16 protein-coding genes and 1 riboswitch are annotated in these 23295 nt (G+C 65.1%); of the genes, 2 read left to right on the forward strand and 14 right to left on the reverse strand.

Annotation, left to right across the window (positions count from 1 at the left end; all coding sequences use genetic code 11):
* Positions 1-2: 2 nt before the first annotated feature.
* Genes cobO through btuB form a run of 3 tightly spaced genes read right to left on the reverse strand, consistent with a single transcriptional unit; the run spans position 3 to position 3102 of the window.
* A complete protein-coding gene (gene cobO / locus EBB59_RS03125) occupies positions 3-620 on the reverse strand; it encodes a cob(I)yrinic acid a,c-diamide adenosyltransferase (protein WP_122100688.1) in 618 nt (205 codons plus the stop codon).
* Between the two features lie 6 nt (positions 621-626).
* The gene (locus EBB59_RS03130; RefSeq protein WP_122100689.1) at positions 627-1214 is read right to left on the reverse strand and encodes a hypothetical protein; all 588 of its coding nucleotides are present in this window, start codon (positions 1212-1214) and stop codon (positions 627-629) included.
* A gap of 28 nt (positions 1215-1242) precedes the next feature.
* On the reverse strand, positions 1243-3102 hold the full coding sequence (gene btuB, locus EBB59_RS03135) for a TonB-dependent vitamin B12 receptor (RefSeq protein ID WP_122100690.1): 1860 nt from the start codon (positions 3100-3102) through the stop codon (positions 1243-1245).
* Positions 3103-3218: 116 nt separating this feature from the next.
* A riboswitch (cobalamin riboswitch) is annotated at positions 3219-3435 on the reverse strand.
* Positions 3436-3541: 106 nt separating this feature from the next.
* Between btuB and EBB59_RS03140 the strand changes: the two genes are divergently transcribed.
* The gene (locus EBB59_RS03140; RefSeq protein ID WP_122100691.1) at positions 3542-5926 is read left to right on the forward strand and encodes a TonB-dependent receptor plug domain-containing protein; all 2385 of its coding nucleotides are present in this window, start codon (positions 3542-3544) and stop codon (positions 5924-5926) included.
* Positions 5927-6070: 144 nt separating this feature from the next.
* Here EBB59_RS03140 and EBB59_RS03145 read toward each other — a convergent pair whose 3' ends face one another.
* The 4 genes from EBB59_RS03145 to clpB all read right to left on the reverse strand — a co-directional run bounded on the left by EBB59_RS03145 (position 6071) and on the right by clpB (position 14430).
* On the reverse strand, positions 6071-9220 hold the full coding sequence (locus tag EBB59_RS03145; protein ID WP_122100692.1) for a TonB-dependent receptor: 3150 nt from the start codon (positions 9218-9220) through the stop codon (positions 6071-6073).
* Positions 9221-9972: 752 nt separating this feature from the next.
* Positions 9973-11046 carry a glycosyltransferase family 4 protein gene (locus tag EBB59_RS03150; protein ID WP_122100693.1) on the reverse strand — a complete coding sequence of 358 codons (1074 nt, stop codon included), beginning with the start codon at positions 11044-11046 and terminating at the stop codon, positions 9973-9975.
* Positions 11043-11768 carry a polysaccharide deacetylase family protein gene (locus EBB59_RS03155; RefSeq protein ID WP_122100694.1) on the reverse strand — a complete coding sequence of 242 codons (726 nt, stop codon included), beginning with the start codon at positions 11766-11768 and terminating at the stop codon, positions 11043-11045. Before EBB59_RS03155 ends, EBB59_RS03150 begins: the two co-directional genes overlap by 4 nt.
* 79 nt (positions 11769-11847) lie before the next feature.
* Positions 11848-14430, reverse strand: coding sequence for an ATP-dependent chaperone ClpB (clpB, locus tag EBB59_RS03160; RefSeq protein ID WP_122100695.1), 2583 nt, complete (start codon positions 14428-14430; stop codon positions 11848-11850).
* Between the two features lie 168 nt (positions 14431-14598).
* On the opposite strand from clpB, the gene EBB59_RS03165 reads away from it, so the two are divergent.
* Positions 14599-14928 (forward strand): DMT family transporter, encoded by a 330-nt coding sequence (locus EBB59_RS03165; RefSeq protein WP_122100696.1) that lies wholly within the window; start codon positions 14599-14601, stop codon positions 14926-14928.
* A gap of 21 nt (positions 14929-14949) precedes the next feature.
* Here the strand turns inward: EBB59_RS03165 and coaE are convergent, their stop codons facing one another.
* The 7 genes from coaE to EBB59_RS03200 form a co-directional block, all read right to left on the reverse strand.
* Positions 14950-15558 carry a dephospho-CoA kinase gene (gene coaE, locus EBB59_RS03170; protein ID WP_122100697.1) on the reverse strand — a complete coding sequence of 203 codons (609 nt, stop codon included), beginning with the start codon at positions 15556-15558 and terminating at the stop codon, positions 14950-14952.
* Positions 15559-15575: 17 nt separating this feature from the next.
* Entirely contained in the window at positions 15576-16448 is an 873-nt protein-coding gene (locus EBB59_RS03175) for a prepilin peptidase (RefSeq protein WP_122100698.1), read from the reverse strand.
* A 3-nt stretch (positions 16449-16451) separates the two neighbouring features.
* Complete coding sequence (locus tag EBB59_RS03180; RefSeq protein ID WP_122100699.1) at positions 16452-17732, reverse strand: type II secretion system F family protein; 1281 nt, start codon at positions 17730-17732, stop codon at positions 16452-16454.
* 3 nt (positions 17733-17735) lie between these two features.
* Positions 17736-19463, reverse strand: a complete 1728-nt coding sequence (gene pilB, locus EBB59_RS03185) for a type IV-A pilus assembly ATPase PilB (protein ID WP_122100700.1) — start codon at positions 19461-19463, stop codon at positions 17736-17738.
* Between the two features lie 90 nt (positions 19464-19553).
* Positions 19554-19979 (reverse strand): pilin, encoded by a 426-nt coding sequence (locus EBB59_RS03190; protein ID WP_122100701.1) that lies wholly within the window; start codon positions 19977-19979, stop codon positions 19554-19556.
* 254 nt (positions 19980-20233) lie between these two features.
* Positions 20234-21670, reverse strand: a complete 1437-nt coding sequence (locus EBB59_RS03195; RefSeq protein ID WP_122100702.1) for a sigma-54-dependent transcriptional regulator — start codon at positions 21668-21670, stop codon at positions 20234-20236.
* An 11-nt stretch (positions 21671-21681) separates the two neighbouring features.
* Positions 21682-23268 (reverse strand): sensor histidine kinase, encoded by a 1587-nt coding sequence (locus tag EBB59_RS03200; protein ID WP_122100703.1) that lies wholly within the window; start codon positions 23266-23268, stop codon positions 21682-21684.
* Positions 23269-23295 lie beyond the last annotated feature (27 nt).

Below are 23295 nucleotides of genomic sequence, written 5' to 3' on the forward strand. Positions count from 1 at the left end.
GACTACAGCTCGACGCCTTTCTGCGCCTTGATCCCGGCCTTGAAGGCGTGCTTGACCAGGCGCATCTCGGTCACCGTGTCGGCCGCCTCGACCAGCGCGTCGGGCGCCCCGCGTCCGGTGATCACCACGTGCTGGCGCATGGGACGCGCGGCCAATGCGGCAAGCACCTCATCGACCTCGACATAGGTCTTGACCAGCGCGATGTTCAGCTCGTCCAGCAGGACGAAATCGAAGGAGGCATCGGCCAGCATCGCCCGGGCCATCCCCCAGGCCGCCTGCGCGGCGGCGACGTCGCGTTCGCGATCCTGGGTTTCCCAGGTGAAGCCCTCGCCCATCACGTGGTAGGCCAGTTCGTGCTCGGGGAAGCGCCGGAAAAAGGCTTCCTCCCCCGTGGAGAAACTGCCCTTGATGAACTGCACCACGCCACAGCGGAACCCGTGGCCGAGCGAGCGCGCCAGCATGCCGAAGCCGGACGAGCTCTTGCCCTTGCCGTTGCCGGTGTTGACCACCACCACGCCCCGGTCGATGGTGGCGCGGGCGATGCGGCGATCGACCAGCGCCTTCTTCCGCTGTGCGCGCTCGCGGTGGTACGCCTCCAGGCTCAACGGCTCCTTGCCCATCGCGGTTCAGGCGCGGGCGATACGCGCGCCGCCACGTCCGGCGAGCGCGCTGGCCACCGCCCAGGCGGCCAGCCCCACGCCGACGTACAACGTGGCCACGCGAACGTACGACGGCCCCCATTGCCAAACCCGGGCGACGTATTGCGCCCAGTGTGGATCGGGGTAGCGCCCGCCCAGCCAGTAGAAAGCGCCATTGGAGATCAAGAAGGCCACGACCGCGGCGGCGAAACCGCAGGCCAGCGCCCCCGCCAGCGCGCCCGCCGAGCGGCCCAGGCGCGGGGCGTACAACCGGCCCGAATACCAGAGCGCGGCATACGAGAGCAGCAGGAAGCCGTAACCCGGCGTCACGCAGTGCGACTGGAGGAAATTTTCGCCGCGCAAAGTGATGGCGGTGAAGTCGATCCCCACCGCCAGCACCAGATAGGCCAGGAACCACGCATGCCGGCGCAACAGCAGGCCGCCGAGGAAGAACACCGCCATCGAGGCATCGTAGAGATGCAGCAGCGCGCCGATGTGCTGAAACCGGGTCAAGGTCATCGCCAGGGTCAGCGCCACGCTGACGACCAGCGTCCGGCGGGGGGGGTCATTCTGCATCGTGGTGTCTCCTCGGGATGGTGCGGGCCTATTTCGCGCCGTTGTAACGCAGGGTCATCAGCCAGGTGCGGCCGGGCTGGTTGTAGAACTCGGCGGTTTCGTAGCGTTTGTCGAACAAGTTCTCCAGCGCCAGTTGCAGCTTCCATGCCGGGGCGAACTTCCAGCCGAAACGCAGATCGGTCGTGGCATAACCACCCAGCGGCCGACGGTTGGCGAGGTCATCATAACGCCGGCCGGTGGCCACCACGCCCGCGCCCAGTTCGAAAGCGCCGAAACCGCGATCCACGTCCACGCGCGCGCTCTGGCGGGCGCGGCGCGGCAATACCTTGCCATCGTTGGCGGCGCTGAGATTGACCGGATCGAGCCAACCAAGCGCCGCATTCACGCCCCAGCCCGCCAGTTCCACGCCAGCGGACAGTTCCACGCCGCGAATCCGCGCGCGATCGACGTTGCCGGGGGCGAAGATCGACGCATCGTAGGCGATCAGCTCGGCGATGCGGGTCTCGTAGCCCTGCAAATTCCAATGGCCCCAGCCATGATCGCCGCGCAGGCCCAGTTCGAAGCTGCGGGCGCTTTCCGGCACCAGCGCCGGGTTGCCGTAGCCGGGGTAGTAAAGCTCGTTGAAGGTCGGCGCCTTGAAAGCCGTGCCGTAGCTCGCCGCGAGGCGCAGCGCGTCGGTGAGCTGCCAGCCCCACTGCAAGCCGCCGGTCGCCTTGCCGCCGAACTGGCTGCTGTCGTCATGGCGCAGGGCCAGTTGCAGCGAGTGCTGGCCGAATGCCTGCCGCCACTGCCCGAACAGCGCGCGGTTGTCGCGGCGGCTCACGCTGTAGCGGGTGTCGCTCGCAACCTCATCGCGATACCAGTCGAAGCCGGTGACGAATTCGGCCGCCCCCAGCGCGAAATCGGCCTGCACACCGGCCACGGTGCGATCGCTCTCGAACGTGCTGCGCCATTGGCCATCGTGGTAGTTCTGGCTATGGTCGTCGGCGCGGCCGACGTTGAAGCCCAGCTTGAAGGCGTCGCTGGCCCGGTAATTGGCCCGCGCGCCCAGCACCTGCTGGCGCACGTTGGCCTCGTTGACGAAAGAACCGTCGTAGCGGCTGCGGCCACGGGCGCTCAGCGCGTTCGCCTCGATATCCCACCGTTCGCCCAGCTCCAGGCCGCCTTGCGCGCTCAGCGAATTGTTGCGGTAGCCATCCAGGTCCGGCTCCCATACACGGCAGCCGGCCGCGCCGGGCGCCGGCCGGCCACGGCAGGCGTTGATGCCATCGGTCTGCTGGTGGGCGAAATTGAGCGAATACCAACCCGCCCCGCCCCGGCCGGAAACGCCGACGCCGGCCTTGCGGGTGCCCAGGTTGCCCGCCGACACGCTGAGGCTCGGCGCGAACGCCTGCCGCGGGCGACGGGTGAAAATCTGGATCACGCCACCGATGGCGTCCGAGCCGTACAGGCTGGAATACGGGCCGCGCACGATCTCGATGCGCTCGATCTGCTCCACCGGCAGATCCTGCCAGGCCACGCCGCCGGAAGTGGCCGACCCCACCCGCACCCCATCGACCAGCACCAGGGTGTGGTCGGATTCGGTTCCGCGCAGGAACAACGAAGTGTTCTTGCCCATCCCGCCGTTGTTGGCGATGGAGATGCCGGCACGCCCCTTCAACAGATCCTGCAATGAGGCCGGTTGCAGGCGCTCGATGGTCTCGCGGTCGATCACGGTGGTCGAGGCCAGGGTTTCGCGCAGCGTCTTCTCGCCACGGCTGCCCGTCACCACCACGGTGTCGAGCGATTGCGGATCGACGGCGTCGTCGGCGGAGGCATGCGCGGGCAATACGGCGGCCAGCGCCACGGCAAGCATGGCCGGACGGGCGGGAATTCGGGAAAACGTCATGGGAACTGCTCCTGCTGCCGCGCCCAACCGCGCGGACAAGGCCAAAGAGGAACACGTGGTCAGGGGCAGGCGGGGGCACTCGGCGAAAGCCGGCAACCGTCCGCATGCCCACCGCATGTCCGGTGAACCCACAGGCCGGTCTCCGGGCTTGCGAGCCAAGTCGAGGACTTGCGGAAACGACGCCTTCCCATGCGCGACGCACAGTGGCCATGGTCGTTCCTTCACTCGCTCACCGTTGCGGGGGCAGCCCCGGATTCACGCTGACGCGCTCACCGGATTCCCGTTTCAGCCAGGCGCTTGCGCGCCTCGGCCACCTGAGGCGGGCGGGATTCTAACAGAAGCCGCATGCGGCAATGGCATCCGCCTATACCAAAATCGCATCAACCAAATGCGAAACATGTGTTAAATCGAAACGACACCTCCACCTCACGGAATTTCGATGACACCTCGCCTGCTCGCCTCCGCCATCCTCGCCGCGCTCGCCCCCGGCGCCTTCACCCAGCAGAACACGCCCACCGAGACCGGCAAGCACACCCTCGACCAGGTGATCGTCACCGGCACGCGCGCCTCCCACCGCACGGTGGCCGAATCGACCGCGCCGATCGACGTGCTCACCCCAGAAACGCTCGAATCCACCGGCACCACCGAACTGGCCACCGCGCTGTCGCGGGCGTTGCCCTCGCTGAACTTCCCGCGCCCGGCGTTGACCGACGGCACCAGCGCGATCCGTCCGGCGCAGTTGCGCGGACTTTCGCCCGACCAGGTGCTGGTGCTGGTCAACGGCAAGCGTCGGCACACCTCGTCGCTGCTGAACTTGAACGGCACCATCGGCCGCGGGTCGGCGCCGGTGGACCTCAACACCATCCCGATATCGGCCATCGAGCGGGTGGAAGTGCTGCGCGACGGCGCCTCGGCGCAATACGGTTCGGATGCCATCGCGGGGGTGGTCAACGTGATCTTGAAAAACGCCGATCACGGCGGCGGCATCGCCTTCGGCAACGGCAGGACGACCGCCGGCGACGGCGAACGGTTCCAGCTCTCCGGCAATGCCGGGCTCGCCCTCGGCGGCGAGGGGCGCGGCTTCGCGCACGTCTCGGCCCAACTCGGCACGCAGGAGCGCACCGACCGCGCCCGCCCGTATGCCGGCGCACCCGGCGCGAATCAGCCCGCGGTGGGCCAGAAGGCTTTCGTCATCGGCGATCCCGCCGCCAGCTTCGGCGCGCTCTCGGTCAACACCGGCTACAAGCTCGGCGACAACCTCACCCTCTACGGCTGGGGCGCCGCCAGCCACCGCGACATCACCTCCTATGCGTTCTTCCGCGCGCCGGGCAACGCCCGCCAGAACATCCTCTCGATCTACCCGGACGGGTATCTGCCGCAAATCAACAATATTTCGAAAGACCGCTCGGCGGTAATCGGGCTGCGCGGGGTGATCGGCGGGGACTGGGACTGGGACCTCGGCTACAACTACGGCCAGAACCAGCTTCTGTTCCACACCCGCAACACCTTGAACGCCAGCCTCGGCCCCACCTCGCCGCGCGCGTTCTACGCCGGCATGTTGGAAACCACCCAGAACGTGGTGAATCTCGACATCCGCAAGGGTTTCGACATCGGCCTGGCCGCGCCGCTCAACGTGGCGTTCGGCGCGGAATACCGCTACGACAAATGGAACCAGTCGCCGGGCGAATACGGCGCGTACGCCCAGCCCAACCCGGCAAAGCCCGGCGGCGCGCAGGGCTTTGCCGGTTTCGCCCCGGCCGTGTCCGGCCACTACGACCGCAAGAGCCAGGCGGCCTACCTGGACGTGGAAGCCGACCTCACCGACAAATTCAACCTTGGCGGCGCGGTGCGTCACGAGCGCTTCAGCGATTTCGGCGGCAAGACCTCGGGCAAGGTCTCGGCACGCTACGCCTTCACCCCCGCGGTGGCGCTGCGCGGCACGCTGTCCACCGGCTTCCGCGCGCCCTCGCTGCCGCAGCAGTATTTCCAGACCGTCAGCACGACCTATCTGCCGGGCATCGCCACGCCGTTCGAGATCCGCACCTTCCCGGCCGCCAGCGCCATCGCGCGGGCGTTCGGCGCGGAGCCGCTCAAGCCGGAGACCTCGCGCTCGGCAAGCCTGGGCTTGGTGCTGCAACCGGCCAGCGGGCTGTACGTGACCATCGACGCCTACCAGATCGACGTCGATGACCGCATCGTGCTGTCCTCCAACCTGACCGGCGAGGCGGTGCGCACGCTGCTGGAATCCAAGGGCATATACGGCATCAACGGCGGCCGCTACTTCACCAACGCCATCGGCACCCGCAGCCGTGGCGTGGACGTGGTCGGCACCTATCGCTGGCAAATGGCCGCCAGCGCGCTGGACTTCACGCTCGGCTACAACCTCGGCAGAACCGAGATCACCCGCATCGCCCCCAACCCGGAGGCGCTGCGGCAGAACGGCCTCAACCTGGAGCGCATCGACCGGGTGGAGATCGGCCGCATCGAAAAAGGCTTCCCGCGCGACAAGCTGCTGCTCTCCGGGCTATGGAGCAACGCGCGCTGGGATCTGTCGCTCTCCGCCACCCGCTACGGCAGCGTCGGGGTGACGCCGAACAACCCCGCGCTCGACCAGACCCACGGCGCAAAGTGGCTGACCGACCTCGCCGCCAGCTACAAGCTCGGCGGCTGGAAATTCACCCTGGGCGCCGACAACGTGTTCGACGTCTACCCCGACGAAAACAACTTCGGCAACTCCACCAACGGCCAGTTTCCCTACAGCAACCTCTCGCCGTTCGGTTTCAATGGCGCCTACGTGTACGGGAAGGTGGCGTTCAAGTGGTGATCGCCTGACCCGCCCCGCAACGGCGCACCTCCCCCGCGCCGTCAATGAGCGAGGACGATAAAGGAAAAAGAAACCCGGCCACTCGCATGGCCGGGTTCTCTCTTGCCGCCAGACCCGGCGGCCATGCCGCCGGGCCCGCTGGGATTACCAGTTGTACGCGGCGGTGAACACCACGGTCCGCGGCGCCTGCCGGCCAATCGGCACCATGTAGGTGTTGGAAACGACGTAAGGCTTGCTTTCCGACGTCACGTTCACCTGCAAGGTTTCCTGCGCATTGAGCACATTGCGCACCTGCACGCCCAAGGCCAGCTTCTTGTCGAAGAAGTGAGGGCGGTAGGTCAGGCCGAGATCGAGCGTCCGGCTCCACGGCGTGCGCTTGGCGCCCGGACTGACGATCTGGCCAAAACAGGTGCGATAAGCGGCGTCATAACCCACCGGGTCGGCTTCGCTGCTGTTTTCGTTAATGCTGCCATCCGGGTTGAAATAGCCGAGACAGCCGATCGGCCCGCCCGACAGTATCCGCATCGTTCCGCTCAGCAGAAGTTCGTCGGTCAACTGGTAGCTGCCATACGCCTTCAACTGGTGGCGACGGTCATTGGCCAGATAGCCATAGGTGTAGGCCATGATCTGCGCGGCATCCCAATCCTGGGTCTTGGAGATGTTGCTCTGGCCGAACTCCGATTTCACCTGGCCTTCCGTGTTGCCCCGGCTCTTGCTGAAGGTGTAATCGATCCGCCCGCCCCATTTGCCGTCGAACGGGCGCTCCATATAGATGTCGAGCGCGTTGTACCTGCGCTTCATCCTGTCCTGGAAGCCCCAATCCTGCGAGGACATGGTGTATTGGGTGCGGCCGCCGGTGGGATTGCCGTCCGCATCGGTATTCGCCAGGCTGAAGGTATTGGTGCCGCCGGGATTGAACATGTAGCAATAGGCCACCTCGACCGGACCGCCGCTGGTGCCCTGGGCGATGTATTTGCCGTTGACCTGCTTGATCGGCTTCAAGCCGTGGCGATCCATGAACGTGTACGGGTCGCAGACGTCGTCCACCGCCGATTTCAAATCGCGCCGGGTCAACTTGACGCCCAGCATCAGCTTGTCGGTGAGCATGTTCTCGAAGCCGAGGATGAACTCGTCCTGATACATGTTCTTCAGATCGGAAGGCGCGAACGCCAGCACGTCCACCGGCGTGCCATATTCGCCATTGGAGGAAACCGGGCGCGGCGTGCCGCCATCGAGCCGGGGAATCGGCGTCAGGCCGGTCGGCACGCCGTTGGAATCGACACCGGTATAGGTGAAGTACTCGTTGGTGTAGGTCGAGGCGGAAGCGCCGCGAATCGCCACGTTGTTCGGCATCGCCAGGAAGTAGCGGCCGGCGTTGCCGAACACCTTCATACTGGCGTCGCCCTTCACGTCCCAGGCAAAACCGAGCCTCGGCGCCCATTGGTTCTTGGCGTCCAGATAAATCGCGCCGGCGTCGTTGCGGTTGGTGAACTTGTCGTTGCGCAGGCCCAGCGACAACAGCAGGCGGTCGGTAGCCTGCCAGCGATCCTCGATGTACCAGGCTTTTTGGTCGAGGCTCATGCTGGCCTGGCTGGAAAACACCAATTTGCGGACGAAATACCCATTCGGGTTGCCGGGGCCGACGGGGCTGCCCACGCCCAGCGTCGTGGAGAGGTTGCCACCGGCGCGGCCATAGATCCAGCGGTCGACGACGGGCTTCTCGCCTTCGTTGGTGGCTTCGAACTTGATGTTGTCGATACCGAAGGTCAGCGTATGATCGCCCAGCACCCATTTCAGGTCGGCGCGCAGCCCCTCGGTGCGGTTCTCGGCATTGGTGACGGTGGAATTGGCCTGACTGTTGGAAATCGGATTATTGCCGACGATCGCCGGGTTCTGGAGCGTGTGCGAATCGACCCGCGCCAGACCGGGGATGACCGAATTCTCCTGCTTGGTCAGCTTGCCACGGCCATAGGTGGCACTGAGGGTGAGGTTGTCGGTCAGATAACCGGTGTACTTGGCGATGGCGAACTGGTTCTTCTGCACGAAGGCATCCGGCGTGAGCAACCTATCGCCCTTGGCGCCGGTGGAGAAGTCGTGGGAATAGAACACGCCGCTGCGGTCGGTCTTTTCGCTCAGGTAGGAAAATTCGAGCAGGTGATCGTCGGTGATGTTCCAATCCAACTTGCCGTAGAACTTGGGCAACCGGGTGGTCCGCTCACGGCTCTGCGGTTTTTCCAGCGCCGTCGGCGTGATGTTGGACTTGCTTTGCTCCCATTCGCCCGAGGCGAAGAAGAACAGGCGGTCGCGAACGATCGGGCCGCCGGCATACAGGCTGTAGGAGTTCCCCCACGAGGTCTCATCCTTGCCACGGTGATAGAGCGTACCCGGCCGGGTGGCATCGGCGTAAGACCATTGGCACAGTATCGGGTTTTTGTTCGCATCCTCGCAGGTGGACGGCAAGTTGGGATTGGCATTGGGCCCGCTCAGATCGACGTTCGGGAAGTAAAGGTCTTCCTTCTTGCCGCGCAACGCCTTGGGGGTATACGTCACCTGCCCGCCGAAATGCCACTCGTTGGTGCCGCGCTTGCCGATCTGGCTGATCACGCCGCCGGCGGAACGGCCGTACATGGCGCTGTAGCCGCCGATGAAGGTTTCCTGCTGCTCGATGGCCCCATACGGCAAGGTGAAACCGCCCAGGTTGGACAGCGGCTCGCCGGTGAAATAACCGTTGACGTAATACGCGTTCTCGGACACGCCGGCGCCGCCGAACGACACCAGATCGCCGAAATAACCCGACGCCCCCGACACCGCGCCCGGCGCCAGCAAGGCCACCGCCTCGGCGGAACGCGCCAGCGGCAGGCGTTCGAGCTGCTCGGCAGTCACCACGCTGCGGGTATCCACGGCGGTGGTATCGATGGCGGGCAAGGCGGTGCCGGTGACGGTCACCACATCCAGCGTCTCGGCCCCTCCCGACTTGACGAACGACACATCGGAACCCGCGCCCGCCAGCACCGTCACTTCGCGCGTGCCGATGACCTGTCCGCCGCGCTCGACCGTCACCGTGTAGCGGCCGACCGGCAACGTACCGATGCTGTAGCGCCCCTTGGCATCGGCGGTGACGCTCCGCGTCAGGCCGCTGGCGTTACGGACGACGACCGTCGTATCCGCGCCCGCCGGGACGTTGCCGTAGATATTGCCGGTGGTGCTCTGTGCCTGGACGGTGCCCGCGAAACACAGGCCGAGCGCGACCGTCAATGCGCTGCGTTTGAGATTTTTCCTAAACGTGAAAGACATATGATGAGTGTCCCTTGATGAGCTTTTGTCGTTTGTTATCCAATTGCCGGCAGGGGCCGACAGCCGGAATATGCGCCATCCACGAACGCTTAACAAGACGGTCATACGCCCGCCACAATTAATGAATACGCACCCCCCCCGTATTCATTATTAAGAATCACCCCAGCCATCCCGCGGCGACGGCCGGGCATACTTGGGGCATCATTAGACGATCAGCTAATACCCATTTTCGGCACATGGCCGGCAATATCTCCGACTGCGCGCGCGATGCACGGTTCCGTGCTGAAAAAACAGGCCGCCGAGGTGACGACAATACCCACCGCCGTGGCTGGCCCAGCCGCGCCCCGTGGCAACGCCAAAGTGGCGCGCGATGATGGCACTCCGACCGATGTGGGCATGGCCGCCATACCGGGCCAATAGCCAACGAAAGACGCTTCGACCTTGATGCGCCGCACCCTTGATTATGCAAGCGGGTCAAAAACCCTCTCCAAAGTCACCGTCACCGAACAGCGACCGGGCGATATGCCGGCATGAGTCCCATTCATCCGATTACGCCGACACGGTAAGACCTTCAATACCCATGGCGCGGCCAGCCTTTACCGGCGCATCCCCGGAAGGCGGCAACGCCCCCGCATGGCGGGCTGTCCGATGCGTTGAGCAAGGTAGCGACCGCCGCCGGCGAACGCGCTCCGCCGCCGCAACACGGGGGGCATCAGGCCCGGCTCACCTTGGCGCCGCGGCCTCCTGGCCGGTCAATGCAACTGCGCGACGAACGCCTCGACCACACTGGAGGTACAGAAGCGCGTGACCCAGGCGACCCCGGCCGCCGACATCGCCTGCCGCCGATCCGGGTCATCCAGCAGGCCGCCAAGCAGCGAAGCCAGGCTGCCCGCATCATTCTGCCGCCATAGCAAACCCGTTCGTCCATCCGCCATCGCCTCGGACAGCCCACCGCGATCACGGGCGATCACCGGCACGCCGCAAGCCTGGGCCTCGGCCACCACCCGACCGAAGGTTTCCTCGATCTCCGAGGGGCAGAGCAGCACGTCCAGCGCCGAATAGACCTTTTCGACATCCACCTGCCAGGCAATGAAATGGTGGCGCTCTGCCTGCCCGACGGCATCCACCACCGCCTTGGTCGCCGCCAGTTCGGCCCCCTCGCCAAGCCACAGCATGTGCATCGTCGGGCGCTCGTGCATCGTTTCGATCACCGCCTGCCGCAGCACGCTCACGCCCTTGCACCAGGTATGCCGGCCGATGAACCCGGCCAGCGGCGTGTCTTCGTCCATGCCAAGCCGCTGGCGCAGGCGGCGGCGCGCCTCGGCGTCGGGACGAAAGCGCCGCGTGTCGATGGGGTTGTGCGAGATGTGCAGGCAGCGCCCCGGCACGCCCTGCGAGATCAGCCGCTGGCGGGCGAATTCCGAGACGACGAAATAACGGTCCGCCAGACGCGGCATCCAGTACCGGGTGAAACGACTGCGGATGTAGGCCATGTGCCGGAACGCCGCCAACCGGCAGCCCAGCCAGCGCGCGCCCAGCAGCAGCGGCCAATGATGCTTGCTGTGCGCAGTCACCAGCCAGTCGGTGCGGGTCGCGCGGCCCAGCCGTAACACCCGCCAGAGCGCACGCGGGTCCTCGCCGCCGCGAAACGGCGTTTCGTGCAGTTCGATGCCCGGAACCACGCGCATCGCCTGCGCCATCTCGCTATCCGCGCGCACCACCGCCACCACGCGATGACCGGCGCGCGCGCAGCCGGAGGCCAGTTCCAGCAGCGCCTGCTCGGTTCCCCAGAGCTTGCGGCTGGCATCAACGAACAGGAAGTTCATCGCCGCCAGAGCGAGTAGGGAGTGGCCGCATGCAGCCAGTATTTGAACAGCCCCCGCCCGCCATTGATCGAGATACGCGGCAACCGCAGCGGATCGCCTCCGGCCCGGGCCACGCCGCGCCGGGTGGTCACGGCGCTTTCGTAGCCGGCGCGCCGCACCAGTTCCACCGTGCGTTCGGTGTGGTCGCCGTAGGGATAGCAGAAGTGAGCAATTTCGTGTCCCGCCAAGCGGCCGAGGGCGGTCCGGCTCTCCACCAGCTCGGCGAGCGCCGCTTCATCGCCGAGCTGATCGAGATGGGGATGATTGACGGTATGCGAGCCGATTTCGAAGCCGGCGCTCAACCAAGCCCGCACCGCCGTCTCGTCCATCACCGGCTTGGCCACGCCGAGCTTGCCGGCATCCCAGGCGTTGTATCCGGCCAACGCGCCGGACACCACGTAGCAGGTGGCGGAAAAGCCGTAGCGACGCATGATCGGCACGGCATTTTCCAGGTTGTCCAGATAGCCGTCGTCGAAGGTCAGCACGATCATCCGATGGGCATCGCCGGCCCGCCAGGCGCTCAACCCTTCCGACATGGAGACCCCGCGGATGCCCCAACGCTTCAGCAACCGGCATTGCCGCTCGAACGCATCCGGCTCCACGTAGAGCTTGGGCATGGTGGTATCGGTCGGCGGCACGGCCAGATTGTGATAGGTAAAAATACGCAGACGCGAACCACTCATGATCGCTCCCTGATTCAGTGCGTATTTTATGCCGTCCGGGACACGGGACAATGGCCGGACGGCTGGTTTCACCCCGCGTTTAGCTGTCGAACGACAACTTCCCCGCCTCCGCGTCCACCTTCACCACCGCGCCATTACCAAAGCGCCCGGCCAGGATCGCCGAGGCCAGCGGGTTCTCGATCTGCTGCTGGATGGCGCGCTTGAGCGGCCTGGCGCCATAGACCGGATCGAAGCCGACATTGCCAAGCAGTTCGTACGCCTTGTCGGAAAGCTCCAGCCCAATGCCGCGCTCGGCCAGCCGCTTCTCCAACCCGCGCAGCTGGATTCGCGCGATCTCGCGGATCTGCGCCTTGTCCAGCGGATGAAACACCACGATATCGTCCAGCCGGTTGACGAACTCCGGGCGGAAGTGCGCCTGCACCACGCCCATCACCGCCGCCTTCATCTGCACGTAGGCTTCCGGCGAATCATCGCCGGCCAATTCCTGGATCTGGTGCGAGCCGAGGTTGGACGTCATTACGATCACCGTGTTGCGGAAGTCCACCGTGCGGCCCTGGCCGTCGGTGAGGCGGCCATCGTCGAGCACCTGCAAGAGGATGTTGAAGACATCGGGATGCGCTTTCTCGACCTCATCCAGCAGAATCACGCTGTAGGGGCGGCGACGCACCGCCTCGGTAAGGTAGCCGCCCTCCTCGTAGCCCACGTAACCCGGCGGCGCGCCGATCAGCCGCGCCACGCTGTGCTTCTCCATGAATTCGCTCATGTCGATGCGCACCATCGCGTCGCTGGAGTCGAACAGGAATTCCGCCAGCGCCTTGGTCAGCTCGGTCTTGCCCACGCCGGTCGGGCCGAGAAACAGGAACGAACCGCTTGGGCGGTCGGGGTCGGACAGGCCGGCGCGCGAGCGCCGCACCGCATCGCTCACCACCGCGATCGCCTCCTCCTGCCCCACCACGCGGGTATGCAGTTGCGCCTCCATCTTCAGTAGCTTCTCGCGCTCGCCCTCCAGCATCTTGCTGACCGGAATGCCGGTCCAGCGCGATACCACCTGGGCGATTTCCTCGGCCGTCACCTTGTCCTGCAACAGCTTGAAGCCGCTGGTCTCGACTTCCTGCGCGGCCTTGAGCTGCTTTTCCAGTTCGGGCAGCTTGCCGTACTGGATCTCGCTCATGCGGGCGAAGTCCTGCGAGCGCTGGGCGGCCTCAAGTTGCAGCTTCTCGGCCTCGATCCGCTCCTTGATCCTGGTCGCGCCCTGCAAGGTGGCCTTCTCGGATTTCCAGATTTCCTCCAGATCGTTGTATTCACGCTCCAGCGCGCCGATCTCGGCTTCCAGGTCGGCCAGGCGCTGTTTGGATGCGTCGTCCTTCTCCTTCTTGAGCGCTTCGCGCTGAATCTTGAGCTGGATGAGACGGCGCTCCTTGCGGTCCAGTTCCTCCGGCTTGGAATCGATTTCCATGCGGATGCGACTGGCCGCCTCGTCCATCAGATCGATGGCCTTGTCCGGCAACTGGCGGTCGCTGATGTAGCGGTTGGAGAGCGTGGCGGCGGCGACGATCGCCGGGTCGGTGATCTCCACACCGTGGTGCACGGCGTACTTTTCCTTCAGGCCGCGCAGGATGGCGATGGTGTCCTCCACCGTCGGCTCGCCCACGAACACCTTCTGGAAACGACGCTCCAGCGCGGCGTCCTTTTCGATGTACTTGCGGTATTCGTCCAGCGTGGTGGCGCCGATGCAGTGCAGCTCACCACGCGCCAGCGCCGGCTTCAGCATGTTGCCGGCATCCATCGCGCCATCGGCCTTGCCGGCGCCGACCATCGTATGCAGCTCGTCGATGAACAGGACGATCTGGCCCTCGCTCTTGGCCAGGTCGTTCAGCACCGCCTTCAGCCGCTCCTCGAACTCGCCGCGAAATTTCGCCCCGGCGATCAGCGCGCCCATGTCCAGCGAGAGCACGCGCTTGCCGCGCAACCCTTCCGGCACCTCGTTGTTGACGATGCGCTGCGCCAACCCTTCGACGATGGCGGTCTTGCCCACGCCCGGCTCGCCGATCAGCACCGGGTTGTTCTTGGTGCGCCGTTGCAGCACCTGGATGCAGCGGCGGATCTCCTCGTCGCGGCCAATCACCGGGTCGAGCTTGCCTTTCTCGTGACGCGCGGTGAGGTCGATGGTGTATTTTTCCAGCGCCTGGCGCTGGTCCTCGGCATTCTCGCTCTGCACTTTTTCCCCTCCTCGCATTTTTTCGATGGCGGCTTCGAGCCGCGTCTTGTCCGCCCCCGCGGCTTTCAGCGCGCGCCCGGCCTCACCCGGGTCCTCCAGCGCGGCCAGCAGGAACAGTTCGCTGGCGATGAAGGCATCGCCCCGCGCCTGGGCCAGCTTGTCGGTGACATTCAGCAGGCGCGAAAGATCGTTGCTGACGCTGACGTTGCCGGCCTGCCCGCTGACTTTCGGCAGCCGGCCCAGTGATTCGGCCAGCGTCTCCCGCAGCAGCGGCACGTCGACGCCGGCCTGCGCCAGCAACGGGCGCGTGCCGCCGCCGGGCTGCTCAAGCAGGGCCGACAGCAGATGAGCGGGTTCGATGATCGAGTTATCGCGCCCCACCGCCAGCGATTGCGCATCGGCGATCGCCTGTTGGAAACGCGAGGTGAGCTTATCCATACGCATGGCACATCTCCGAAGGAAAGGCGGCATGTCCGCGATGTCCCAGAAATGGTGTCGGATGCGGGTTAAATCAATGTACAGGCGCGCCTCCCGCACACGGTCGTTCGATTGAAGTCAAGCCCACCCGACACAGACAATGGCCGCTCCTCGCCCGCCCAAACGGAATCCGCCATGCACTGGACTTATCTGGCCATCGCCATCGTGGCGGAAGTCATCGCCACCTCGTTTCTTAAAAGCTCGCAAGGCTTCACCCGGCTCGCCCCCACCCTGACCAGCGTGGCCGGATACGCAGTGGCCTTCTACTTCCTTTCGCTCACGCTCAAGACCGTGCCGGTCGGCATCGCCTACGCGGTCTGGGTCGGGGCCGGCATCGTGCTGATCACGGCGGTCGGCTTCTTCTTCCTCGGCCAGAAGCTCGACCTCGCCGCCGGCATCGGAATCACCCTGATTCTGGGCGGGGTGCTGGTGATCAACCTGTTCTCGAAGACCGTTTCGCATTGAGCGAAGCCGGTTCCAGCCGCATCAAGCCGCCAATGCGCGATACAGCCGGTCCAACGCCGCCACGTGTCCAGCCAACGCGGCCAGTGTGCCTTCGTTATTCAGGATGTCGTCGGCCATCGCCAAACGCGCCGCCCGGCCGGCCTGGGCGGCGATCATCCGCGCGGCCAACGCCTCGTCGATACCGTCGCGCCGGCATAGACGCTCGTGCTGGGTCGCCTCGGACACATCGATGACGAGAATCCGCGCCAGCCACGGATAAGCCTCGCGCCCGCCGCCTTCGGCCAACAGCGGAATCGAAGCGATGACATAAACGGCATCGGCCGCCGCCGCGCGTTCGGCCAGCAAGCCACGGATCCGCGGATGCAGGATGGCCTCCAGCGCCCGGCGCGCGGCCTCGTCGGCGAAGATGCGTTCGCGCAGACGCCGGCGGTCGAGACGGCCCTCGCCATCCAGCACCTCGCCACCGAAAAGCCGGACGATCTCCGCCAGCGCCGGCTGCCCCGGCGCCACCAGCTCACGGGCGATACGGTCGGCATCCAGCACCGGCACGCCAAGCCCGGCGAAAGCGGCATCGGCCGCGCTCTTGCCGGACGCAACCCCGCCGCTCAGCCCAACCACGAACCGCGCCACCTCAAGCCTCCCGCCGCTCAAGGCGCATCGGCCAGCCCGCTCATGCGCAGATAGGTGCCGATGATCTCATCGCCCCACATGAAAACGATCCAGCCGGCGATGGCGAGATACGGCCCGAACGGCAACGGCGTGGCCTTGTCGCGCCCCTTGGCCGCCAGCCAGACCGAACCGATCAGCGCCCCGACCAGCGAGGAGATCAGCACCGTCGGCAGGATGCCCTGCACCCCGCACCAGGTCCCGATGGCCGCCAGCAACTTGAAGTCGCCATGCCCCATGCCCTCTTTTCCGGTGAGCTGCTTGAACACCCACCACACCAGCCACAGGCTGAGATAACCCACCACCGCCCCGGCGATGGCCGGCCTGGTCCCGATGAACAAGCCCTCGTGGGCGGCGACGAGGCCCAGCCACAGCAATGGCAGCGTCAGCGAATCCGGCAACAGCGTGGTGCGGAAATCGATGCCCGAGGCGGCGATCAGATACCAGGTGAACAGCAGCGCGCCGAAGCCCTGCCAACCGAATCCGAATTGCCAGACCGCGGCCAGCGACAGCAGCATGGTCAGCAGTTCGACCAGGGGATATTGCGGGGAAATCCCAACGCCGCAATGGCGGCACTTGCCGCCCTGGATCAACCAGCTCAGTAGCGGAATGTTCTCGTACCAGCGCAGCCGCGCCTTGCATTGCGGGCAGTGCGAAGGCTCGATGGCGATGCCCGGCGGCGGCGGATCGTAGATTTCCGGCTCGCCGAGGATCTCCCGCGCGTCACACTTCCACTGCCACTCCATCCGCCTGGGCAGGCGCAGGATCACCACGTTGAGGAAACTACCGACGACAAGCCCGAGCGCCGCCGCCGCCGGATATCCCAGCGCCGGATTCTGGTCCAGGAACGCCATGCCTCAACCGACGACCGAAGCCAGCTTGAAGATCGGCAAGTACATGCCGATGACCATGCTGCCCACCAATACGCCGATGATGACCATCACGAACGGTTCGATCAGGCTGGACAGCGCGTCCACCGCGTTGTTGACCTCCTGCTCGTAGAACTCGGCCACCTTGAACAGCATGGCGTCGAGCGCGCCGGCCTCCTCGCCGATGGCGGTCATCTGCACCACCATGTGCGGAAACAGTTGGGCCTGCTTCATCGCCAGATTGACCTGGTGGCCTACCGACACGTCGTCACGAATCCGGTACACCGCCTTCTCGTACACGCTGTTGCCGGTGGCCCCGGCCACCGTGCCCAGCGCCTCCACCAGCGGCACGCCGGCCGAGAAAGTCACCGCCAGGGTGCGGGCGAAACGCGCCACCGAGGAGTTGTTCATGATCTGGCCGATCACCGGCACCTTGAGCACCGTCCGATCCAGGAAATGCTGGAAGGCCGGCGAGCGCTTGTAGGCGAAGAGGAAACCACCGATCGCCACGATCATCACCAGCAGGAACGCCCACCACCACGCCACCATGATGCGGCTCAGGCTGACGATCATCTGGGTGAAGGCCGGCAGTTCGGCGCCGAAGCCCTTGAACACGTCCTCGAACTGCGGCACCACGTAGATCAACAGGATGGCGCTGACGATAAGCGCCACCGCGATCACCATGATCGGGTAAAACAACGCCTTCTTGATCTTGCCCTTCAGTGTTTCCAGGTTTTCCTTGTAGGTGGCGATGGTCTCCAGCACGGTTTCCAGCACACCGGCGGATTCGCCCGCGCGCACCAGGTTGCGGTATAGCTCGTCGAACTGCACCGGGTACTTGTTGAGCGCCTCGTAGATCGACGCGCCGCCGGCGATGTCGGTGCGAAGATCGTTGACCATCTTGCCCATGCGCGGATTCTTCTGCCCGCTGCCGATGATCTCCAGCGCCTGCACGATCGGCACGCCCGATTTCATCATTGTCGCCAACTGCCGGCTGAAGACGGCGATCTCCTTGGCGCTGATCTTTCGCCCCGTGGCGCCGAACAACGGCTTGGGCTTGGGCTTGATCTGGGTCGGGGTGATGCCCTGGCGGCGCAGCTCGGCGCGCACCAGCGCCTCGCTCTTGGCCGACTGCTCGCCCTTCATCACTATCCCGCGCTTGTCGGTACCCTTCCAGACGAAGATGGGCGTGGGCGCCTGCTGCGCGCCACGCGCGCCGGAGCGCGCGCCGGCAACGGGGCGGGGGATCGCGGAACGAGTGACCGACATGACTTAATCCTTGGTGACACGGTTGATTTCGGCCAGGCTGGTAAGCCCCTGCCTGACCTTCTGCAAGGCCGACTGACGCAAGTCATTCACGCCGGAACGCCGCGATGCCTCGGAAATCTGCAACGCATTGCCCCCCTCCAGCACGATGGCCTGGATCTCCTCGGTCATTGGCATGACCTGGTAGATGCCCGTCCGCCCTTTATACCCTTCCGTGCACTCGTCGCAACCGACCGCTTCGAAAATCTTGAAGCCGGCGGCGACCTCCTCCTGACTGAATCCCTCGGCCAAGAGTGCGTGCTCGGGCAACTTGGCTTCCTTCTTGCAATTGTTGCACAGACGCCTGGCCAAGCGCTGGGCAATCACCAATGTCACCGAACTGGTGATGTTGTAGGGCGCGATGCCCATGTTCATCAAGCGCGCGATGGTCTGCGGCGCATCGTTGGTATGCAGGGTGGAAAGCACCATGTGGCCGGTCTGCGCCGCCTTGATGGCGATCTCGGCGGTCTCCAGGTCGCGGATCTCGCCCACCATGATCACGTCCGGGTCCTGGCGCAGGAAGCTGCGCAGCGCGGCGGCAAAGGTCATCCCCGTCCTGCTGTTCTGCTGCACCTGGTTGACGCCCGGGAGGCGGATTTCCACCGGGTCCTCCACGGTGGAAATGTTGCGGCCGTCGTCATTGAGGATACCGAGCGCGGTGTAGAGCGAGACCGTCTTGCCCGAGCCGGTCGGGCCAGTGACCAGCACCATGCCGTAGGGATTGTGAATGGCATCGAGGAACAGTTGCTGCTGCGCCTCCTCGTAACCCAGCTTGTCGATGCCCAGCTTGGCCGCGCTGCCGTCCAGGATACGCAGCACGATCTTTTCGCCGAACAGGGTCGGCAGCGTGCTGACGCGGAAGTCCACCTGACGGGTCTTGCTCAGGTTGAGCTTGATGCGTCCGTCCTGCGGTATCCGCTTCTCGGCGATGTCCAACTGCGCCATCACCTTGAGGCGGGCGGCGATGCGCGCGTGCAGTTTGTTGCCCATCCGTGAAACCGTGCGCAACACGCCATCGATGCGCAGGCGCACCCGGTAGCTGTCCTCGTAGGGCTCGAAGTGGATGTCCGAGGCGCCCAGGCGGATCGCATCCACCAGCACTTTGTTGACGAACTTGACGACGGGCGTGTCGTCGTCGGTCTTACCGTCGGCATTCGCCTCGGGCGCGTCTTCCTTGCCATCGGCGACGGACAACTGGTCGATATCGTCGTCACCCGAGAGCAGGTCGTCGAAGGACGCGTTGGACGCCTGCCATATCTCCCGTACCCGCCGCAGCGTATCGCCATCCACCAACACCGGCTCGATATTGAAACCGGACTGGAACTTGATCTCGTCCATGCCGGCCAGGTTCGTCGGATCGGACGTGCCCAGATAGAGGCGATTGCCGCGTTTGAACAGCGGCAGCACCTGGTGCTTCTGCAACAGCGCTTCGGAGACCAGCTTCAACGCCTCGGGCTGGAGCGTCATCGTCCCCGGATCGAACAGCGGCAAGCCGAACTCCACCGCATTGGCCGCGGCCAGCCGGGCCTGCGTGACCAGCTTCTTTTCCAGCAGGAACTGGGTAATCGGCAAACGCTGCCTACCAGCCTCTTCCTGGGCCTTGCGAGCGGCATCGGCGCCAAGCGCGCCATCCATGACCAGGCGGCGGGTGATGCCGGTGATGCCGGCGAGGTTGGGTTGGGCTAATGGAGTCATTACGAACAGAGGCTTTTATTAGTCACTAATCATGAAAACAACGAACCCCGGAATTCCGGGGTTCGCATTACAGCTACTAAACTATACTTGTTACTTCTGACAAGTAACCGGAGCATACTTCGTTTTATCACCAGCAGCCAAATCGGAACTACAACTCCAATTCCCATTAGCATCACGCGCCCAAGTGACTTTCTTACCTGCAACCTTGGGGGTACCCTTAAGCGTGCAGACAATAGTACCAACGCCAGCAGCAGGTGCAGTTGCACTCATCGTGCAGCGATCACTGGTCTTCAAACCCAGATTCGCTACAGTAGTATATTCAGCTGCTGTAGTAACACCCTCATTGACCTTGTCTTCATAAGCGGTTTTACCAGCAGCAGCCTCACTCATACCCGCAGTAAACTGCGACTTCGCGACGTAGTTCTGATATTGAGGCAGCGCGATCGCCGCGAGGATGGCGATGATCGCCACGACGATCATCAGTTCGATCAGGGTGAAGCCTTGTTGTTTTTTCATAAATGAGTACTCCCCTAAAAAGAGTCTTGGTTGAGTATGCAACTGTTCCGGCAACGTTCCCGCGCCGTGGCAGCGTGCGCAAAAGCCTGCGCACCTTGGGCAATGCAGGACGCATGCCAGCCCGGTGGCGGCACTGGATCACGGCTTGGGTGTGCTCGCACGCCTTTGGGTGCATCAAAAGCTGACACGGAGCGTCACTTTTACGACAATGCAGGCCGAGAGAGCCAATTCATGCCAACATTGAACCCAAATTTCTATTCAATGCCCAGCTTCTTGAGCTTGTAACGCAGGGCGCGGAAGGTGATGCCCAACTGGGCGGCGGTCTTGGTCTTGTTGTAGCGGTTGACCACCAGCGCCTGCTCGATGGCCGCGCGCTCGATCTGCTCCACCGCGTCGGGCAATGCCAGCCCGCCACTGGAATCGAGCGCGTCGAACGGGCTGGCAATGCTTGTCTCGACCATCGAGGCGGGCACCGCGCCAAGCATGGGCAGCCGCAGATCGCTGGCCTCGATACGATCCCCTTCGGCCAGGGTCATGGCGCGCTCCAGCAGGTTTTCCAGCTCGCGCACGTTGCCGGGAAACACATAGGCGGACAGCGCCGCCAGCGCGGAGGCGCCCAGGTGCAGCGAGGGCAGGCCGTGTTCGACGGACAGGCGGGCCAGGATGCCCTCCGCCAGGCCGGGCAGGTCTTCGCGGCGGTCGCGCAGGGCCGGCACGCGCAGTTCGATCACGTTGATGCGGTAGTAGAGATCGTGGCGGAACTTGCCCTCCTCCACCAACTGCGCCAAGTCCTTGTGGGTGGCGGAAAGGATGCGCACATCCACGTCCAGTTCGGCGGCGGCGCCCACCGGGCGCACGCGTTTTTCCTGGATTGCGCGCAGCAGCTTGACTTGCATCGGTAATGGCAATTCGGCCACTTCGTCCAGAAACAAGGTGCCGCCGCTGGCGGCCTGGAACAGGCCTTCCTTGTCGGCGTGGGCGCCGGTGAAGCTGCCTTTCTTATGGCCGAAGAATTCGCTTTCCATGAGTTCGGCGGGGATCGCCCCGCAATTGACCGGCACGAACGGGCCGCCGGCGCGCGGGCTTTCCGCGTGAATGCTGCGCGCGGCCAGTTCCTTGCCCGTGCCGGACTCGCCCCAGATGTAGACCGGGGCCTGCGAGCGCGCCACTTTGCCGATGGTCTGGCGCAACTGTTTCATCGCCGCGGAGTCGCCGCGCAGGCGCAGCGTGGGGGCGGCCTGCCCGGGCGCGGCGGCGGTGGACTCGCTCACCACCGCAACCGGCGCATGGCCGCGTTCGGCCCGCAGCTTGAGCGCATGACGCACCAGGTCGCGCAGTACATTCAAGTCCACCGGCTTGCTGACGAAATCGAAAGCGCCGGCCTTCAACGCCTCCACCGCGGCCTCGACGTTGCCGAAGGCGGTGATCATCGCCGCCGGGGTCATCGGGTGGTATTCGCTGATGTGGGCGAGGATCTCCATGCCGCTGCCATCGGGCAGACGCATGTCGGTGAGGCAGAAATCGAACGGCTGGCTGGCCAGTTGCTGGCGCGCGGCGGCCACGGTGGCCGCGGTTTCCACCCGCAACCCCATGCGGGTCAAAGTCACCACGAGCAGTTCGCGGATGTCGCGTTCGTCGTCCACCACCAAGGCTGACTGGGCTTGCACGTAAGTGTCTCCATCCTGAGTCATTCGTTAAAATTCTAGCCGGCGCTGGTCGCGGACGGCGAAGCCGCGAGCAGGCGCAGCCGGAAACAGGCCCCGCTGGGGCGGCGCAGGTATTCGAGATCGCCCCGGCAGGCCATCGCCAGTTCCCGGGCGATGTACAGCCCCAGCCCGGTGCCGTGGCTGGAGGTGGTGTAGAACGGCCGGAACAAGTTGTCCACGCTGGCCGCCGGGATGCCGGGGCCGCGGTCGATGACGTCCACCACCACGGCGGTGCCTTCCGTGCCGACCCGCAGCGTCATGTGCGCCGGTTGCTCCGGCATGCGGCCGTAGTAGCGGGCGTTGCTGACCAGCACCATCACGATCTGGTGGACGTGGCGCGGGTCCGCCTCGGCCATCAGTGGCGAATCCGGCACGCGCAGCGCCAGCGTGTCGGCATCGAGCGGGAAGCCGGCGCGGTATTCCTCCGCGAACTCGCGGATCATCCGCGCCAGATCGAATGCCTGCGGGCTGGCCTTCTCGCGCCGGGCCAGGCCCAACACGCCCTGGATGATGCCATTGGTGCGCTGTACCTGCTGGGCGATGATCTCCAGCATCTTGCGATCCATCACATCGAGATTCGCCGACTCCCCCAGCAGTTGCGCGGCGTAATTGATCGCCGAGAGCGGGTTGCGAATCTCGTGGGCGAGGCTGGCGGAGAAGCGGCCGAGCGTGGCCAGGGTCATGGTCTCGGCCCTGCGCGATGCCTGGGTGGTGTCTTCGAGAAAGATCAGGGTGTCCTCGACCGCCGGGTGCAGGCGCAGGAACTGCGGTTCGATCGAGGAGCCGGGGCCGCCCAGCGCGAACACGCGGCTGTCGCTGGCGACTTGCCGGCGCCAGTCACTCAGCCGTTGCGCGAGCGCCGGCGAACTCACTTCCACCCGCGCGCCCTCGGCCGAGGACAGTTTCAGCAGTTCGTTGGCCACTTTGTTGGCGCGGCGGATCACGCCCTCGCCATCGATCACCAGCACGCCCACCGGCAGGCGTTCGAGGATCTGCTCGTTCATCGCCGAGAGTTCGAGGATCTGGGCGCTCTGCCGTTCCGCCACCTTCCCGCTGTCATGCAGCAGGCGTCCCAGCCGGCTGCTGCCGAGGGCGATTATCAGGTAGGCCAGCAGGTAAGGCAGCCAGCGCTCGATGTTCTGGACGCCCCCATCCAACATCGACGGCTGCAACAGGCCCAGGCCCGACAGCACCGCGAGCAGCATGCCCACGCGCATCGAGACCATCAACGAAACGGCCGCGACGTTGAGCATCCAGGCCAACGCGACGACATCGGTCAGGCCGGGCGCGGCATGCAGCACGCTGCCGGTGAAAACGAAATCCAGCAACGTGCCGAAGGCCAAGAGGCGCGGGCCGCCGCCATGCAAATAGGCCAGGGACAAGAGCCCGAAAGCCAGCAGCAGATAACCACCGGCAACCCCCAGCGCCGATATGGCATCACCGGGGTCGGCGGCGTCCAGCGACGAGGGCATCGACACGACCGACAGGATCAGCAACGCCAGCAATGCCCGGAACAGGGCATGGGCGCGAATCTCCGAACGGAAGCTGCGATCGTGGAAGGCTTTCAGCTTGCGACCAGTCATCCGCTGGGTGATAAGTGGCGGTCAGGC

It is taken from the genome of Solilutibacter pythonis (assembly GCF_003697345.1).
Lineage (GTDB): Bacteria > Pseudomonadota > Gammaproteobacteria > Xanthomonadales > Xanthomonadaceae > Solilutibacter > Solilutibacter pythonis.

What these genes read in the sequence shown, in the direction of transcription:
- cobO (WP_122100688.1), bottom strand. Translation starts at nt 620, where the DNA reads ATGGGCAAGGAGCCGTTGAGCCTGGAGGCGTACCACCGCGAGCGCGCA.
- EBB59_RS03180 (WP_122100699.1), bottom strand. Translation starts at nt 17,732, where the DNA reads ATGTCGGTCACTCGTTCCGCGATCCCCCGCCCCGTTGCCGGCGCGCGC.
- EBB59_RS03130 (WP_122100689.1), bottom strand. Translation starts at nt 1,214, where the DNA reads ATGCAGAATGACCCCCCCCGCCGGACGCTGGTCGTCAGCGTGGCGCTG.
- clpB (WP_122100695.1), bottom strand. Translation starts at nt 14,430, where the DNA reads ATGCGTATGGATAAGCTCACCTCGCGTTTCCAACAGGCGATCGCCGAT.
- EBB59_RS03140 (WP_122100691.1), top strand. Translation starts at nt 3,542, where the DNA reads ATGACACCTCGCCTGCTCGCCTCCGCCATCCTCGCCGCGCTCGCCCCC.
- EBB59_RS03165 (WP_122100696.1), top strand. Translation starts at nt 14,599, where the DNA reads ATGCACTGGACTTATCTGGCCATCGCCATCGTGGCGGAAGTCATCGCC.
- EBB59_RS03200 (WP_122100703.1), bottom strand. Translation starts at nt 23,268, where the DNA reads ATGACTGGTCGCAAGCTGAAAGCCTTCCACGATCGCAGCTTCCGTTCG.
- EBB59_RS03145 (WP_122100692.1), bottom strand. Translation starts at nt 9,220, where the DNA reads ATGTCTTTCACGTTTAGGAAAAATCTCAAACGCAGCGCATTGACGGTC.
- EBB59_RS03190 (WP_122100701.1), bottom strand. Translation starts at nt 19,979, where the DNA reads ATGAAAAAACAACAAGGCTTCACCCTGATCGAACTGATGATCGTCGTG.
- EBB59_RS03175 (WP_122100698.1), bottom strand. Translation starts at nt 16,448, where the DNA reads ATGGCGTTCCTGGACCAGAATCCGGCGCTGGGATATCCGGCGGCGGCG.
- EBB59_RS03195 (WP_122100702.1), bottom strand. Translation starts at nt 21,670, where the DNA reads ATGACTCAGGATGGAGACACTTACGTGCAAGCCCAGTCAGCCTTGGTG.
- pilB (WP_122100700.1), bottom strand. Translation starts at nt 19,463, where the DNA reads ATGACTCCATTAGCCCAACCCAACCTCGCCGGCATCACCGGCATCACC.
- EBB59_RS03155 (WP_122100694.1), bottom strand. Translation starts at nt 11,768, where the DNA reads ATGAGTGGTTCGCGTCTGCGTATTTTTACCTATCACAATCTGGCCGTG.
- EBB59_RS03150 (WP_122100693.1), bottom strand. Translation starts at nt 11,046, where the DNA reads ATGAACTTCCTGTTCGTTGATGCCAGCCGCAAGCTCTGGGGAACCGAG.
- btuB (WP_122100690.1), bottom strand. Translation starts at nt 3,102, where the DNA reads ATGACGTTTTCCCGAATTCCCGCCCGTCCGGCCATGCTTGCCGTGGCG.